This window comes from Pseudalkalibacillus sp. SCS-8 (assembly GCF_040126055.1).
Taxonomy (GTDB): domain Bacteria; phylum Bacillota; class Bacilli; order Bacillales; family Fictibacillaceae; genus Pseudalkalibacillus; species Pseudalkalibacillus nanhaiensis.
Window position 1 is genome coordinate 2,507,754 of record NZ_CP143541.1, and the last position, 17,362, is coordinate 2,525,115.

Below are 17,362 nucleotides of genomic sequence, written 5' to 3' on the forward strand. Positions count from 1 at the left end.
CAATCCAATATCTCTAATAGCATATACGATGTAACAACTTGAATGCAACACACACGTGAAAAACACCAGATTTCAACCATCTGGTGTTGGAATAACCTATGTAAGAGTCCCAATTGTGCCGTCACATTTCCTTTGTGTTGAACCTGCCTGTATAAAGTGGGTGCCCTGCTACAATTCTTATGCGTCCTTTCGGAGAAGGCTTGCACGCAAATCATAAACTCAGACTCCCATATTTAAAGTGTTGGCTCAAACATTCGGCAGAAAACGAACACCGCAGGACTCTTTAAATATTTTGTAGTTATAGAATAGCATACCGTTTTTCGATTTTCAACGATTTGTCAGTGTTTTCTCAAAAATCAGACTTCTATACCAACTTGTGTAACGATACTGAAATAGACCTTGACACTGTTGATCCAAAGCGAGTTCAGCAGTATCAACCATTCAAAATTTCAAACCTCATTTTGTGTGAATTGGTCGAAATGTGACTAAAGTAAGAAAAGCAGATTAAGATCAGATGTATGATAATTTATGAGTGCATCTTTTGGTGGTTTATCCTTTTTCGTGCACTCATAAACCCTCCATGAATGCACCATTTTTGGATTTCTCCTTTTTCGTGCACTCATAAACCCTCCATGAGTGCACCATTTTTGGGTTTCTCCTTTTTTGTGCACTCATAAACGCTCCTTGCGTCCTCCATTTCACGGTTTTCTCGTTTTCGGGAACACATAACCCGATAAAATCCAATTAAAAACCGCCCTCCAATTAGAGGGCGGTCTCAACTTTTACGATTCGTTTGTTACTTTCGCTTTCTTCACGTTCAAGTGCAGGTCATCGAGTTGCTGCTGACTGACTTCACTTGGTGCATTTGTCAGTAGATCGCTTGCGCTTGCCGTTTTCGGGAAGGCAATCGTATCTCTCAGATTTTGACGACCTGCGATCAACATGACAAGTCGGTCAAGTCCTAGCGCGATACCACCATGAGGAGGTGTACCGTATTCGAAAGCATCGAGTAAGAATCCAAATTCATCATAGGCTTGCTCCAGTGTAAATCCTAGGGCTTTGAACATCCGCTCCTGGACATCCTTTTGATAAATACGTTGTGATCCTCCACCCACTTCATAGCCGTTCAAGACAAGGTCATACGCTTGAGCACGGACGTTGACTGGATCCGTTTCAAGTAAATGCAAGTCTTCCTTGCGTGGCATTGTGAATGGATGGTGAGCTGCGACATAACGGTTGGCATCTTCATCAAACTCAAGCAATGGGAAGTCTACGACCCAAAGGAAGTTGAACTTCTCTTTATCGATCAGCTCAAGCTCCTTACCTAGCTTCAATCGAAGGGCTCCGAGACTTTCTGCTACTACCTTCGGTTTATCTGCAACGAACAGAAGGAGGTCTCCTTCTTTAGCCGCAAATGCTTCAGTCAATTGCTTTTGCATATCCTCATCAAAGAATTTCGAGATCGGTCCTTTAAGGCCATCCTGTTCGACCTTCAACCAAGCTAGACCTTTAGCGCCGTAAACTTTTACAAAGTCCGTCAATTGATCGATATCTTTACGTGAGAATTGATCCGCTTTTCCACTCACATTGATTCCTTTTACTTCTCCGCCCGATTCGACTGTTGATGCGAACACCTTGAAGTCGGAATCCTTTACAAGATCGGATACATTGATCAATTCCATACCGAAGCGTGTATCCGGCTTATCGGAACCGTATCGGTCCATCGCTTCATGATACGTCATACGTGGAATTGGTGTTTGGATCGTAATGCCTTTTGTTTCTTTCAAAACTTGAGCCATCATCTGTTCAGTCATCTCAAACAAGTCTTCCTGATCCATGAACGATGTTTCGATATCGACTTGGGTGAACTCCGGTTGACGGTCTGCACGAAGGTCTTCGTCCCGGAAACAGCGTACGATTTGGTAGTAACGCTCAAATCCTGAAACCATCAATAATTGCTTGAAGATTTGAGGAGACTGCGGCAACGCGTAAAACTGTCCCGGATGGACACGACTCGGCACGAGATAGTCACGAGCACCTTCAGGCGTGCTTTTTGTCAGCATCGGCGTTTCCATCTCAAGGAAATCATAACCATCCAGGAAATCGCGGATTTGCTTGGTCACCTTGCCTCGCATTTTGAACGTTTCCTGCATGATTGGACGTCGTAGGTCCATATAGCGGTATTTCAGTCGGATATCCTCACTGATTTCCTCTTTATCCGAAATCATGAAAGGAGGTGTTTTCGCAGCATTCAAGATTTCAACATGCTCCGCTTTGATTTCGATGTGTCCTGTCGGCATTTTCTCGTTAATCGTTGATTCATCACGAGCTACGACCGTTCCTTTGATATCCATAACATATTCATTACGTACTTTATCAGCGATTTCTGCTGCTTCCTTCGAAACTTCAGGGTTCACGACGACTTGCACGATACCTGAACGGTCCCTTAAATCGATGAAAATCAAACCACCAAGGTCCCTACGCTTTTGGACCCACCCCTTTAATTGAACACTTGCTCCGATATCTTGTTCTGTAATTTTGCCGCAATGATGGGTTCTTCCAATCATGATGCAGTTCCTCCTTCTAATCGTTTCATGATGTAATCTTTTGCTTCGCTGAGCGGTACCTCAACCTGTTCTCCTGTTGCCATATCTTTAACGTTGATAACTTCCTTGGCAAGCTCATCCTCACCGAGCACGAGGACAAATTTCGCTTGAAGGCGATCAGCTGCTTTAAATTGAGCTTTCATTTTCTTATCCTGGTAATCACGGTCCGCTGTAAGCCCTGCTTTCCGTAATTGCTTCAAAATCGACATGCTGTACTTCTTCGGACCTTCACCTAATGAGACAACATAGCAGTCAATTCCTTGTTCAAGCGGAAGCTCGATTTGCTCTGCTTCGAGTGCGACAAGAAATCGTTCCAAGCTCATCGCAAAACCGATTCCTGGTGTTTCAGGTCCTCCGATTTCTTCGACGAGACCATTGTAACGGCCACCACCGCTCAATGTCGTAATCGCCCCGAATCCTGGTGCTTCACTCATGATTTCAAAGGCAGTGTGATTATAATAATCCAATCCTCTTACCAACGTCGGGTCAACAACGTATGGTACGTTAAGCTCTTCCAAAAAGGCTTTCACTTGCTCAAAATATTCTCGAGAAGAATCATTCAAGTAATCAAGGATTGATGGAGCGGACTCCATTTTTGGATGATTACGGTCTTTTTTACAATCCAAAATCCGTAACGGATTCGTTTCAATCCGGCTCTGGCAATCCTCACACAATTCTTCCACTACCGGACGGAAGTGTTCCACAAGGGCTTCCCGATGTGCAATTCGACTGTCCGTATCACCAAGTGAATTGATGATAAGCTTCAAATGCTTCAAGCCGAGCTCTTTATACAGCTCCATCGCCAAAGCCATCACTTCTGCATCAATGGCAGGGTCATTGCTCCCGAGTGCTTCGATTCCGAATTGAACGAACTGCCTCATACGCCCTTTCTGTGGACGTTCATAACGAAACATCGGTCCGATATAATACAGCTTCGTCGGTTGCTGTGGATTACCGAACATTTTATTTTGTACGAATGAACGTACAACGGATGCAGTTCCTTCAGGTCGAAGCGTCAAGCTTCGATCGCCTCGATCCTTGAACGTGTACATCTCTTTTTGGACAATATCCGTTGAATCTCCTACTCCGCGTTGGAACAATTCTGTGTGCTCGAAAATCGGTGTACGTATTTCGTGATAATTGTATCTCCGGCAGATTTCCTTTGCTTTTTCTTCAATTAACTGCCACTTCTCAATTTCCCCTGGTAAAATATCCTGGGTACCTCTTGGAATTTGAAAGCTCATTCCAGTTCACTCCTCTATTTTTCTTATCAAAAACAAGCTGTAAGCTCATCCTGTAATCGTTAATAGGTTTTACTTCCACAGGATGTGGTGACTTCGACGTTCACCATAGGACGTGGTGGTTTTTAGTCGAAGATCCATAATCCAGTGCCAAAATAAAAAAACTCCCATCCCTTCCGATTCTACTGATAGAATCTTGAAGGGACGAGAGTTTTAATCCCGTGGTGCCACCCTAGTTGAAGTATGTATTACTTCCACTTGATTTGCAGTTAACGCCTGCATAACGTTTAATCCCTACTGCTTTTTTAAATAAGGGTTCGGGATAAAACCTCCGAAGTGTCTTTCATCCAGCCTCTCTGTAGAAATGCTTCCAGCCATGGCATTTCCTCTCTTGACATGAGTATCCGAATTACTTTTCTTCATCAACGGTTTTTTTCGTTTCATTTTGAATTGATTACTATCATACGTACGTTTAATGCTGATGTCAAGCACATTTTTTGGAAACTAACGATGGATCTGCCTTTTCAGTTTCTTCACCGATTCAAGAGTGACTCCGAATTCCACTGCCAGTTCATAGTTGCTTAACATATGCTCCTTCTCGACGAACTGATGGAAATCAACATCATACAGGTTTTGAGAACGCATATTTGCCGCTTCTTGCTTCATGCTTTTCCTCATGCTTACCATACCACCTATCAATAACTATTCATCCTTATCATTGCCACATTGTCGGTTTTTTTTACATAAAAATCATTTTTCCGAAGAATGAACGACCTCATATAAAGGAAAACGTTCCTGTAGCCGATAAAAGGAGTAAAGCAAATATTCGGAGGTGTATGGATGAGAAGGCTTTGTTCCATTGTTTGCATTTTCTTCTTGTTGTTGAGTTCCTTCGTTATGACTGACAAAAATGACATGGTTTCAGCAGAAAGTAATAACCGTGCTCTCATTACTGTCGACGCACTAAATGTAAGGTCGGGTCCAGGACTCGATTATCCGATTATCGTCCAAGTACATAAAAACCATAAGTATCCAATCTTGTCTAAGAATAAGGATTGGCTGCAAATCAAGGTCGGGAGCAAAAAAGGGTGGATTGCAAGCTGGTATGCTGAAGAATTATCCGTAGACAACGCTTTCCCTTCAGACGGAAACGGAAATAGGGAGTGGATCCGTTCAAAGGTCGAGGGGTTGAATGTCCGGAATGGCCCGGATACTTCTTTCCAGGTGATCGGAACGATTGCCCCTCAACAGACCTATCAGCTCCTTGACACGAAAGGCTCGTGGACAAAGATCCGGTATCATGATACGACAGCCTGGGTCGCTTCATGGCTCGTGGAATCAGTTGAAAAGGAAAAAAAGATAACACCATCCAATCACTCCACAGTGAGTGCAACCAGCCTCAATATTCGTAGTGGTCCGGGGACGAATCATTCGGTTGTAGGGTCCTTACGTAAAGGGGACAAAGTGGATGTGCTACAACGTAAAGAAGGCTGGTCTCAGATTCAATATAATCAATTGAAAGGCTGGGTCGCTGAACGTTATCTGACGAATGGACCGCCAAAAACAGCCTCACCTATACAACCTAAGAAAGCAAAAGTGACAGTATCCATATTGAATGTCCGGAATCAAGGCTCTCTTCAAGGAAAGATTGTCGGGCAATTGACGAAGGGTACAACGGTAACGATTGTCGAAACGAAAAACAATTGGGCGTATATTGAATCGGACCAAACAAAAGGATGGACAGCTTCATGGTTCCTTCAAGAGATCGACAATGAAAACACAAATTCTTCTGAGAATGAACCTTTTGTAGCCTTGCTACATGACGGAACGAACCTGAGGAGTGGCCCATCGACCAGCCACCCTGTTATACATCGAGGGGATATGGGCGATCAATTTCCCTTGGTTGCAAAGGTAGGCGATTGGTACAAAATCAGGCTTGAAAACAATAAAGAAGCTTATGTGGCTGGGTGGATCGTCTCAGTAGCCGGCTCTTCCCTCCCAGGAGTAAGCCATCCTACCGTCGGGGACCATTTAAGGGGAAAGACAATCGTTCTTGATCCGGGACATGGTGGGCATGACAGTGGTGCAGTTGGCGTTGCATATGGGTCTCTTGAAAAAGATTTGAATTTGAAAGTAGGGTTGGCTGTCGCGGCTAAATTACAAGCAGCAGGAGCAAAAGTCATTTTAACGAGGACAGATCATCGATATGTCAGCCTGCATCACAGGGTCACTCTCTCACATATGCACAATGCCGATGCATTCATCAGTCTGCATTTCAACTCGTCAACCTTTCCAAGTGCAAGAGGGATCAACAGCTTTTATTACTCTAAAACGAAGGATACCAAACTCGCCACATCCATACAGGATGAAATAGTCAGACAAACCGGTCTCTCAGATCGAGGGGTCCTTTTCGGGAATTACCAGGTACTGCGGACGAATAATCGACCATCAGTACTCCTTGAACTCGGTTTCCTTTCTAACTCTCAAGAAGAGCATTACATCCGTACATCCACGTATATGGATAAATCGGCACACGGAATTTATCGTGGGCTTGCCCAGTATTTCTCAAAAAGGTAAAAGCAACAAAAAAAAGAGGATGACTCGCGAGTCATCCTCTTTTCAATCTGTTACTTCTTTTTCATCTCATCTGTATCCAGTATGAGTGTGACAGGTCCATCGTTATGGATTTGGACATCCATCATCGCTCCGAATTGTCCTGTTTCCATCTCAAGACCTTTTTCAACCAATTTACGATTAAATGTCTCATATAAATCTTCAGCAAAATCGGGCTTGGCTGCGTTCATGAAGTTCGGTCTTCTTCCTTTTCGACAATCCCCATAAAGGGTGAATTGCGAGACAGATAAAATACCGCCATTAATATCCATCAAGGAATGGTTCATCTTCCCTTCTTCATCTTCAAAAATCCGCAAATTCGGGATTTTATCAACCAGGAAGGCCACGTCCTTTTCCGTATCATCATGTGTGATCCCAACAAGCAATACAAGACCTTTTCCGATTTCACCGACTGTTTGATCCTTCACAAGCACTTTACCATGTGAGACACGCTGCACAATGACTCGCATCTAGTCTCCCTCCAATTACTGCATTACTCTTCGGACAGCATAAATATCTGGAATTCTTTTGATTCGTTCTACGACCTTTTGTAGATGACTGACATTTTGAATGGATATCGTCATGTTGATCGTTGCCATTTTGTTCTTATCCGACCTTCCAGACACAGCACTGATATTCGTCTTCGTTTCAGCAACGGCATGCAGGACTTCATTCAGAAGTCCTCGGCGATCAAAACCGTTGATTTCAATATCGACACTGTAATTTTTCGTCTGGTGGTTTGCGCCTTCCCATTCAACTGGCAATAGACGGCTTTCATCATTCTCCACATCGATGTTCGGGCAATCCTTTCGATGGATCGATACTCCACGACCTTTTGTAATGTAGCCGACAATGTCATCACCTGGAACAGGATTGCAGCACCTTGAAAGTCGGATCAACAAATTATCGATCCCTTTCACCTGAACGCCGACTTCGGTCCTTTTACGTTGTGGATAAGATTTTGATTCATTGATTGTGTTCAGAAGCTGTTCGGTCTCAGCTTCCGTCTTCTTCTTACGGACTTTATCCGCTAATCTTGTTGCGATTTGTGAAGCTGTAATGCCGCTATATCCGACTGCTGCATACATGTCTTCAATGTTAGAGAAGTTATATTTCTCAGCAACCCGCTCGAGATTTTCCTGGGTGAACACATCTTTCAATTCATACCCGTTGCTTCGTACTTCTTTTTCAATAAGTTCTTTCCCTTTGGATACATTCTCTTCGCGCTTTTCCTTCTTGAACCATTGTCTGATTTTATTCTTCGCATGAGAACTCTGGGTCAGCTTCAACCAATCCTGACTGGGACCGTAGGAATGTTTGGAAGTAAGAACTTCCACGATATCGCCCGTCTTCAATTTATAGTCGAGCGGAACCATTTTTCCGTTCACTTTTGCACCAATACATTGGTTACCAATCTCGGTGTGGATCCGATAGGCGAAATCTAACGGAACTGAGCCTGAAGGAAGCTCGATGACATCTCCTTTCGGCGTAAAGACAAACACCATATCCGAAAAGAGGTCGACCTTCAACGACTCCATGAACTCTTCAGCATCGGATGCATCATTTTGCCACTCAAGGATTTCTCGGAACCACGTCAGCTTTTCCTCGAACGTGTTTTTCCCTGTATTCGTTTGATTTTCTTTATAAGCCCAGTGTGCAGCGATACCATACTCCGCAACACGATGCATATCTTCCGTACGAATCTGGACTTCAAGCGGATCGCCCTTAGGTCCGATGACTGTCGTATGGAGGGATTGATACATATTCGCTTTCGGCATCGCGATGTAATCCTTGAACCGACCCGGCATCGGCTTCCAGCACGTATGGATGATTCCGAGTACAGCATAACAGTCCCGAATACTGTCGACGATGACTCGGACCGCAAGCAGGTCATAAATCTCATTGAATTGTTTGTTCTGCTTCGTCATCTTCCGGTAGATGCTGTAAATGTGCTTCGGTCGTCCCCAGATGTCTGCTTTGATGTTCACTTCATCCAACCGGCCCTGGATATCGTCGATGACCTCTTGCACATACTGCTCCCGCTCATTGCGTTTCTGCTTCATGAGATTAACGATCCTGTAATACTGTTGCGGGTTCAAGTAACGTAACGAAACGTCCTCTAACTCCCACTTTATCGTCGAAATACCTAGTCGATGAGCTAGTGGTGCGAAGATTTCAAGCGTCTCATTCGCCTTCTGGATTTGTTTTTCCTTCGGCATGTGCTTCAACGTCCGCATATTATGAAGCCGGTCAGCAAGCTTGATCAGAATGCAACGGATATCTTGAGCCATTGCGACGAACATCTTCCGATGGTTCTCCGCTTGCTGCTCTTCCTTCGACTTGAATTTAATCTTTTTCAGCTTCGTCACACCATCGACGAGCATTGCTACTTCTTCATCAAACTCTTTTGTAAGGTCGTCTAAAGTGACGTCTGTGTCTTCTACGACATCATGAAGAAACCCTGCTGCAATCGTAGGGGCGTCCAACTCGAGATTGACGAGGATGTCTGCGACTTCAACAGGATGATCAATATAAGGGTCGCCCGATTTACGATATTGCCCTTCATGAGCATCTCTCGCAAATTCGTACGCCCTTTCCAAATAATCTATTTCTTTACTCGGCAAATAAGTTGCCGCTTTTTTCAATACATCTTGAATGGCCATACAATCACCTATCATTGTTGATTGGTATATAAATTCTATTATCGTTAAAATTTTACTCTGTGTAAAGCATAAATCGAAAATTGTCGATTGTTCTTACTTGTAAACTTTTAACAACCCGAACTTCCAAGAAGTCATTAAGCTCCACACTACATTATTCTCTAAATTCATTCGGTTTGACACCTATAGAAAGAAAAAAATTCAAGAACTTTTTGGATAATAAAACGAGCTCGTACTAACGAGCCCGTTCACACAATATATACCTATTAATATTGCATAAGAGTAAAGATATCGTATCCGTCCAACTTATCTCGGCCATTCAAGTAAGTCAACTCAATCATGAATGCAATTCCTGCTACAACACCGCCAAGCTTTTCAACAAGCTGGATTGTGGCATCAATCGTTCCACCTGTAGCAAGCAGATCATCGGTGATCAATACACGCTGTCCTGGTCGGATCGCATCCTTATGAATGGTCAATACATCTTTTCCATATTCTTTTCCATAGTCGACTTTCACAACTTCACGTGGCAGCTTTCCATCTTTTCGAACAGGAACGAAGCCGACATTCATTGAATAAGCCACTGGACAACCGACGATGAATCCTCTCGCTTCAGGACCCACGACGACATCGATTTGTTTTTCTTGTGCATACGTCACAATGTCATCCATCGCTTTTTTGTAAATGTCCCCTACTTGCATCAAGGTTGTGATATCTTTGAAACGAATCCCTTGTTGTGGGAAATCTTCTACTACTTCAATATATTTTTTATAATCCATCTTCTTTAGTGAGCCTCCTCAAATCGAACACCATCATTTTCTTTTTCAAAAAACCAGCGTTTTAAGTCACGATAGGAGGAGTAACATAGGTCATTTTCTAGACTCGTCTGTTCTTGCTTTCTCCTATACGTTCTTGAATCAGTCAGCGGTCTTTTCATCGGTTGGTCCGCTACTGTAACAACACCATTGTCTATTGTAACAAATTCAAGCTCAAAAAACACCTCTGTCATGAAATAGATGGATTCTTTTGTCCACCCTTTATAAGCAGCCAGTTCTTTTGCTTTCTCTTTATAGTTGAACCTACCTTGCTTTCTCAAGAATGCATAGTACCATTTGAATGATTCCCTGCTCGGGATCGGGTTGAAATAATGGTCTTCTTCGTGATGAAACACGGTATAGATCCGTTCAGCTGTAGAGCCTGCCAACATCAGCTCCTTCAATTGGCGCTTGCTTGATGGAAGATCCAGAATGATGAGGTATTGTCCTTCAATATCAAGATCATTGAGCGTTTCATCCTCACCCACTCGATAGATGACATCCTGCCAATCTCCTAGTCTAAGCTGTTCCACAGTTTGTTCTTGGAATGCAAGGAGGCGGACCTTTTCTGGATCTAATAGATTAAGGCGATCCTTCAGGTTCTTGACCCCACGATAATCAAAGAGCTGCTTCTCCTTGATTGCGATATCCTGTAACATCAATTGCGGCTTCCGGAACCCATTCCACTCATTGATGGACAGCTCTCCTACGACAGATAAGGAAGCATTCGGCGTAATGTCTTCAAAGACCTCTCCAAAATGGAATCCAATGACATCCAATTGGGTGTTGGAGCCCTGCAAAGCAAGCTTGAGATGTTTGGAATCACTTCCTATTCTTCTGAATTCCTTCAGTTTACATGGTTCAATGAGAAATTTCGGTTTTGGATTTTCGACACCGAATGGTTCAAGAGCCTGTAATTCCTCAATGACCTCCAATGAAATGTCATCAACCGAGCACTTCAAATCGATGGATGTGATCGGTATGAAATCTTCAGGAACGAGCTTCTCTTCGGCCAATTCATTTAGGCGATTACGGAGCTCATCGACATGTTCCAGGTCCAAGGTCATCCCAGCTGCCATCGGATGCCCACCGAAATGGGGGAGAATGTCACGACATTCGGAAAGGTTGGCAAACATATCAAAGCCATTGATACTTCGTGCTGAACCTTTTGCTACCCCTTTCTCAGGATCCATACTCAATACGATGGTCGGTCGATAAAACTTCTCCACAAGTCTTGAGGCTACAATACCGATCACTCCAGGATTCCAGCCTTCCTTCGCAATGACCAGGGCAGAATTCTCCTCAGGTGGGTAGTTCTGTTCCACAATTTGAACCGCTTCTTTCGTCATCTGGTTGACAAGGTTTTGTCTTTCTTTATTCATTGCATCGATCTCTTCAGCAATCATTTCAGCCTGTTCTGGGTCATCCGTCGTAAATAAGTCGACCGCCGGATCAGCTGAATCCAGTCTGCCGGCTGCATTCACCCTAGGTCCAATTCCGAACCCGATATGTTCGGCATTCAACACTTGATCCTTAATTCCACAAAGCTTCAGCAAAGCTTGCAAACCCGGCTTTTCAGTGCGTTGGAGTCTTGAGATTCCTCTTTTCGCAATGAGGCGGTTTTCGTCCACGAGTGGAACGAGATCCGCAATCGTCCCGATACATGCGATATCGAGTAAGTGGACTGGCGGTTTCTCTAGTAATGCATGTGCCACCTTTATCGCAACGCCGACTCCAGCGAGGCCCTTAAAAGGATATGGACAACCGGGCTTTTTCGGGTTGATGATCGAAAAGGCATCAGGAAGTTCTGGCTGTGGTTCGTGATGGTCCGTAATGATCAGATCTAATCCGAGTTCTCTAGCTACAGAGGCTTCGTGGATTGCGGAAATACCAGTATCAACCGTGATGATCAGCGAAAAGCCTTGCTCCTTCGCCCAACGGAAGGCGGCTTCATTCGGACCATATCCTTCGGTGAAGCGGTTGGGTATGTAATAATCGAAGTCAGCGTTCAATTCTCGTAACGTATAAATCATCACAGAGGTACTACTTACTCCATCTGCATCATAGTCACCGAAGATCAATATCTTTTCTTGCTGTTCAATCGCTTGCCGTATACGATTCACTGCTTTTTCCATGCCATCTAATAACAAAGGATCATGGAATTCTGCATTTTCAATATGTAAAAACGTTGCTGCTTCATCGATATCGTATTTGCCTCGATTCACAAGTAATCCAGCAACGAGTGGTGATATGTCCAAATGTCGGACCAGTTCATTTTGTCTGTCCTGGTCGACGTCAGTGACATGCCACCTCGTTTTTGCATTCAACATAAAAACCACCTCTGACTCACCCATTATACAAGAGGGGGTGAAGAGGTGGCAAATTGTATTTTGAAACTATACAGATGTGTCTTTCGGTAATTCGACGGTCTCTTTGGTGGCCTCACTCTGATTTTCATCCGTCTGTGATTTGCTTTCAAACCCTGCTTTGTATTGTTCATTCTCTTTACGTAAAGAACGTAATTCCTTGCGCATTGCCATGAAACGTACCGATCCTGCAATACCGATTGAGAGGGCACCAATCAGTGCTGATCCCAGTATAACTAACACGAGCGGCCATTGCGCGGTTCCAAATAAATAATCCACCTCAACAGCTTCAACATTAATTACAGCAAACACCGCAACAATGATTGCAAATAACAGGACTAAAATGTAACTCCATTCTCTCCTCATTATTCTCCTCCACCCTTTTCTTCTTGATATGGATTAATGTGAACGAATACGTCTTTGACGAGAGTTTGTTCAATCAAACGATTTTTCACTTCTTTTCCGATATCATGTCCTTGTTGTACTGTAATGTTCGGGTCAACTGCAATCTTAAGATCGATAATGACATAGTATCCATGCTCTCTTGCGAAAAATTCATCAAGATTCAACACCCCATCTACACCTCGGACGATCTCTTTCATTTCAACCGTATCCTCTTCATGAAGGACGTGATCGAGGGTATTATGAATCGACTCTGAACCTAATTTCCAGGAGATTCGAAGGACGAGCAATGATACGGCGAGTCCTGCAATCGGATCAGCATACTCAAGCCAGCTGATATCCAGTTTCCCACCAATTACCGCTGCTCCGATTCCGACGAGTGCAGCCATTGATGAATAGACATCTGATCGATGCTCATAGGCGTTATTGATGACAGCATCACTATTAATTCTTTTTCCCAATCGGAACTTATATTGAAACATCAGTTCCTTCGCGATGATTGAAAAGATGACGGCATAAACCGCCCAAATTTTCGGTGCTTCAATCGGATGGAAAAAAGCTTCTACAGATGAATAGCCGATTTCCAGTCCGACTACAAAAAGGAGAACAGCGACAATAATAGCGGCGATTGATTCTGCTTTCCCGTGTCCATAAGGATGATCTCTATCCGGGGGAAGCTTAGCAGCACGAAGGCCGAGCAACACCGCAAATGATCCCGCAACATCTGATGCAGAATGGACAGCATCCGCAATTAATGCTCGACTATTTGAGATGAACCCGACAAAACCTTTTATGATCGCAAGAATCAGGTTCCCGATAATTCCGACCCATGCTGCAAATTCACCTTGTTTAAAACGATCATTCTGATCCACATTTACCACTCCAAAACACGATCTTCATTCTAATCTACGTTTAACATTCCCTTTTCAATCAAAAGTGAACGAAATATTTGAAATATCTTTTTAAATAGCTAGGTTAAAGAATGTTGTTGATAACGAACAGCTTCAGGCGGACGCTTTCCGCGGGCAACGCTTCAGCCTCCTCACTTCCACAGGATGTGGTGGCTTCGACGTTCACCACAGGACGTGGTGGTTGTTAGTCGAAGAACCATAATGCAATGATCTGCGGGGTCTTCAGCTGTTGCTTTTCCCGCTGGAGTCGCCGCCTTACGCTTTTGCCCTCTTTAGCATATCAACAATAAAAGCTAACAAAGCCTTTTTTTAAAAAAGGCTCCTCGGGCAACCTGGAGTCGCCACCTTTTGAACTCTTAAAAGGGAACAGGGCCTAATAAAAAAGCGGCTGACCGTATAGGGTATGTCGTTCTCCTTTTCATAATCAGAAGAAATTCCTACACCCTATACACCTGGTCAACCGTACATTATGAATTATTCTGCAGATTCTGCAGGCTGTACACGCTTCTTTTGCAATTGCTTACCTTTCCAAACCAACCAGACCTGGGAGGCGATGAAAAGGGAAGAATACGTTCCGGCTACCAACCCAATCAATAGCGCGAATGAGAAGTTCCGGATGGCTTCACTTCCGAATATCATCAGTGCAGCAGCAGCAAAGACTACTGTGAGCACCGTATTGATGGAACGAGCCAATGTTTGCACAAGACTGATATTCACAACCTTCGCCAGGTCCGCAAATGTCTTGAGCTTCATATATTTCGAGTTTTCCCGTATTCGATCAAACGTAACGATCGTATCGTTGATTGAATACCCGACGATCGTCAGAACCGCAGCAATGAACGGGAGATCTACCTCAAGCTGCAGCAAGCTGAATACTGCGACGATGAAAAATGCATCGTGTAGTAAGGCGACGATTGAAGCTAAGGCCTTCAACCATTCGAAACGGATCGTCACGTAGATGATGATTCCGATCGAGGCAATCGCGATCGCAAACATCGCATTTTTAGCCAGTTCTCGTCCAACAGTCGGATCTACCGTGCTTACGTTTGGTTCTTGACCATATTCTTTATTGAAGAACGTTTTTAGCTCACCGATTTCACCTTGGGTTAATACCCCGACATAACGTGCAACAGCAATGTTGTCGTTATCGCCCGAAATGATCAGCTCGTTCGGTTCTAGATCCATCGTTTTCAGTTGATCTTTGATTTTATCTTCGTTCAATGACTGTTCTGCCGTAATCTCTACACGGCTTCCGGCTGCGAAATCAATCCCTAGATTCAGATTGAAGATGAGCAGGGAAAGGATTCCAAGACTGATCAACACTGAAGATATTGTAAAGAATTTCTTCCGATGCTGAACAAAATCAAAGTTCTTGAACTTACTCTTCGAAATATCCAGACGATCCGTGTCATCCAAATCGCTAATTTGTTCTTGTTTCACACCGAATAGATTCGGTTTCTTGTTCAGTGCACGGCTGTTGACCCAAAGACCGAGCAATAGGCGTGAGCCATAAACCGCAGTAAGGAAGCTTGCAAGGATACTGATGATCAACACAAGTGCGAAACCTTTGACAGAGCTTGTCCCAAACATGAACAATACAGCTGCTGCAAGAATCGTCGTGATGTTCGCATCTAAAATTGTTGAAAGTGAGCGTTTATTCCCTGCTTTAAACGCTGACATGACGGATTTACCGGAACGAAGTTCTTCCTTGATCCGTTCATAGGTGATGATGTTCGCATCGACTGCCATACCAACACCTAATATCAATGCAGCGATACCTGGAAGGGTCAACACGCCCTCCATCAGTTCGAAAATAAGCAGGATCAAGTAAATGTACGCTGATAACGTAATCGTCGCAATGATCCCAGGTACACGATAGTAGATCATCATGAATAAGAAGATGATTGCTATTCCGACTGCACCAGCTACAACCGTCTTATCAAGAGAATTCTGACCGAACTTCGCTCCGACTGAGGTTGAGTAGATCTCTTTCAATTTTACTGGAAGTGAACCAGCGTTCAATAAATCCGCAAGGTTCTGAGCTTCATCAATCGATTGCATACCATCGATTTGAACATTCTTTGTTGCCAAGGTTTGAGAGACCCTTGGAGCAGAAATGAATTTTGGCTCTTCTTTATTGACTTCTTCCTTGTAAGAATCGCCTTCCTCATAATCCAGCCAAATGACGAGACGATTATCCGGAGGTGTCATCTGTTTGATTTCGCTCGTTACTTTAGCGAATTTGTCTGCATCCTTCAACGTGAGTGTCACAACAGGTTGATTCGTCTGCTGTTCGAATTCAACCTTCGCTCCGCCCTCTTTCAGGTCGGAGCCCTTTAAACGCACGTTGTCATTCACATCACGGAAGGTCAGTTCCGCTTGTGTGGAAAGTAGTTCACGGGCTTTGTTCTGGTCCTCAACACCCGCAAGCTGAACACGGATCCGCTCACCCTCGATTTGAATATTAGGCTCGGACACACCGAGTACGTCTACACGTTTTCTCAATGCACTGACGGTGCTGTTCAATAGTTCTTTGTCAACCTTTTGACCTTCATCGGTCGGTTCAACGTCATATAAGACTTCAAATCCGCCTTGAAGATCCAGTCCCAGTTTAATGTCTTGGACGATATCCTTCGTCGTTACCCCTAACGTACCTGCAATCAAGATAACGAGCAAGAAGAAGGAAACGATCCGTCCTCGTTTTACCATATGTAAGTTCCTCCCCTATGCCGACAATCAATCATGTTATGTAATGACAATACATCCTATTATATCCATCGATTGAATTGTGTGTCAATTTTCCTCAGGATTGTTGAAATCATACCAATTATCGTTTGTCACAGCTTGAATGGTAAGCCAATTCATGAAGTCGTTGGTCGACAACGTCAGGATGCTGTTGACGACTTGATGAACCATCCATTCTTCATCCTTTTTCTTTTTTGCGCGTGAAAGGATGCATTCCCATATTTCCTCTTTTGTTACACTTTCATACCCCATAAAGTGTAATTCATCCTGCTTACTTTCAAGTGCAGGTCCAACTTGCGGCAGCCAATCAGCCAACTTCATCGAATCTGACATCCCCATATCCTCCTTTTAAATCCTTCTGATATACGCCATCGTCAGGTCATTCATATCACTGATAAGGTATGAATGGACCTAACGATCTGCCGTTCATTAAAAGATTGAATAGACCACAAGCCCGACACCTAACCCTGCCACTACGACACCGAACGAAATCGCAAGGAATGCATAGTGGAAACGGATGTTGAATAATGCAGCAGCCACACAAGCGCTATAAGCTCCTGTAGTCGGTAATGGGATAGCCGTGAACAGGATCAATCCGATTGCACCGAACCTCTCTACATTTTTACTGTTTCGGAGTGTACGCTCATACAACCAATCATAAAAGCGCTTATACCATCGAAAACGCATCATGAAGGTACTCAGCGGGCGGAACAAAATCAAAAGCGGGATGATTGGCAAGAGATTACCCAGCACGGCTAACGTGAATGCTGTCCAGAAATCATACCCGAATGTCGCAGCCAAAGGAATTCCTCCACGTAATTCGAGAATCGGCATCGCTGATACGATGACGACAACAAGCTCATTCGGTAAAAAACTTAGATGTTCAACCAGAAACTGTTTTATTTCTTCTTTCAACGTCTACACCTCAATATATACTTGTCATGCTTGGCCTCCTTCAACGCATATACATAGTTAAACAAGCAGGCTCACACCCCCAAAATCA

General features: G+C 43.8%; 13 protein-coding genes, 1 other RNA gene and 1 other annotated feature. Of the genes, 1 reads left to right on the plus strand and 13 read right to left on the minus strand.

The features are described 5' to 3' along the window. Nucleotides 1–102 precede the first annotated feature (102 nt). The 4 genes from ssrS to V1497_RS13115 form a co-directional block, all read right to left on the minus strand. Nucleotides 103–283: non-coding RNA, 6S RNA (ssrS, locus tag V1497_RS13100), on the minus strand. 499 nt (nucleotides 284–782) lie between these two features. Further along, on the minus strand, nucleotides 783–2,567 hold the full coding sequence (aspS, locus tag V1497_RS13105) for an aspartate--tRNA ligase (protein ID WP_349407985.1): 1,785 nt from the start codon (nucleotides 2,565–2,567) through the stop codon (nucleotides 783–785). Beyond that, complete coding sequence (gene hisS / locus V1497_RS13110) at nucleotides 2,564–3,850, minus strand: histidine--tRNA ligase (RefSeq protein ID WP_349407986.1); 1,287 nt, start codon at nucleotides 3,848–3,850, stop codon at nucleotides 2,564–2,566. Before hisS ends, aspS begins: the two co-directional genes overlap by 4 nt. A 194-nt stretch (nucleotides 3,851–4,044) precedes the next feature. Next, nucleotides 4,045–4,282 (minus strand) — a binding site (T-box leader). Nucleotides 4,283–4,351: 69 nt separating this feature from the next. Further along, nucleotides 4,352–4,525, minus strand: coding sequence for an RNA polymerase subunit sigma-70 (locus tag V1497_RS13115; protein WP_349407987.1), 174 nt, complete (start codon nucleotides 4,523–4,525; stop codon nucleotides 4,352–4,354). Between the two features lie 162 nt (nucleotides 4,526–4,687). On the opposite strand from V1497_RS13115, the gene V1497_RS13120 reads away from it, so the two are divergent. Further along, the gene (locus V1497_RS13120; protein ID WP_349407988.1) at nucleotides 4,688–6,424 is read left to right on the plus strand and encodes an SH3 domain-containing protein; all 1,737 of its coding nucleotides are present in this window, start codon (nucleotides 4,688–4,690) and stop codon (nucleotides 6,422–6,424) included. A 50-nt stretch (nucleotides 6,425–6,474) separates the two neighbouring features. Here the strand turns inward: V1497_RS13120 and dtd are convergent, their stop codons facing one another. From dtd to V1497_RS13165, 9 genes are all read right to left on the minus strand, one after another. Then, a complete protein-coding gene (dtd, locus tag V1497_RS13125) occupies nucleotides 6,475–6,930 on the minus strand; it encodes a D-aminoacyl-tRNA deacylase (protein WP_349407989.1) in 456 nt (151 codons plus the stop codon). Nucleotides 6,931–6,945: 15 nt separating this feature from the next. After that, a complete protein-coding gene (locus tag V1497_RS13130) occupies nucleotides 6,946–9,138 on the minus strand; it encodes a RelA/SpoT family protein (RefSeq protein ID WP_414703565.1) in 2,193 nt (730 codons plus the stop codon). Nucleotides 9,139–9,386: 248 nt separating this feature from the next. Further along, nucleotides 9,387–9,899, minus strand: coding sequence for an adenine phosphoribosyltransferase (locus tag V1497_RS13135; protein WP_349407991.1), 513 nt, complete (start codon nucleotides 9,897–9,899; stop codon nucleotides 9,387–9,389). Nucleotides 9,900–9,904: 5 nt separating this feature from the next. Then, nucleotides 9,905–12,265 (minus strand): single-stranded-DNA-specific exonuclease RecJ, encoded by a 2,361-nt coding sequence (recJ, locus tag V1497_RS13140; RefSeq protein ID WP_349407992.1) that lies wholly within the window; start codon nucleotides 12,263–12,265, stop codon nucleotides 9,905–9,907. Nucleotides 12,266–12,331: 66 nt separating this feature from the next. Then, nucleotides 12,332–12,667 carry a lipopolysaccharide assembly LapA domain-containing protein gene (locus V1497_RS13145; RefSeq protein ID WP_349407993.1) on the minus strand — a complete coding sequence of 112 codons (336 nt, stop codon included), beginning with the start codon at nucleotides 12,665–12,667 and terminating at the stop codon, nucleotides 12,332–12,334. Beyond that, a complete protein-coding gene (locus tag V1497_RS13150; protein WP_349407994.1) occupies nucleotides 12,667–13,575 on the minus strand; it encodes a cation diffusion facilitator family transporter in 909 nt (302 codons plus the stop codon). The genes V1497_RS13145 and V1497_RS13150 overlap by 1 nt, the downstream gene beginning before the upstream one ends. Nucleotides 13,576–14,088: 513 nt before the next feature. After that, the gene (secDF, locus tag V1497_RS13155; RefSeq protein ID WP_349407995.1) at nucleotides 14,089–16,323 is read right to left on the minus strand and encodes a protein translocase subunit SecDF; all 2,235 of its coding nucleotides are present in this window, start codon (nucleotides 16,321–16,323) and stop codon (nucleotides 14,089–14,091) included. Nucleotides 16,324–16,407: 84 nt separating this feature from the next. Further along, nucleotides 16,408–16,692: a post-transcriptional regulator gene (locus tag V1497_RS13160; protein WP_349407996.1), complete on the minus strand. Its 285-nt coding sequence runs from the start codon at nucleotides 16,690–16,692 to the stop codon at nucleotides 16,408–16,410. A 96-nt stretch (nucleotides 16,693–16,788) separates the two neighbouring features. Then, a complete protein-coding gene (locus V1497_RS13165; RefSeq protein WP_349407997.1) occupies nucleotides 16,789–17,274 on the minus strand; it encodes a small multi-drug export protein in 486 nt (161 codons plus the stop codon). Nucleotides 17,275–17,362 lie beyond the last annotated feature (88 nt).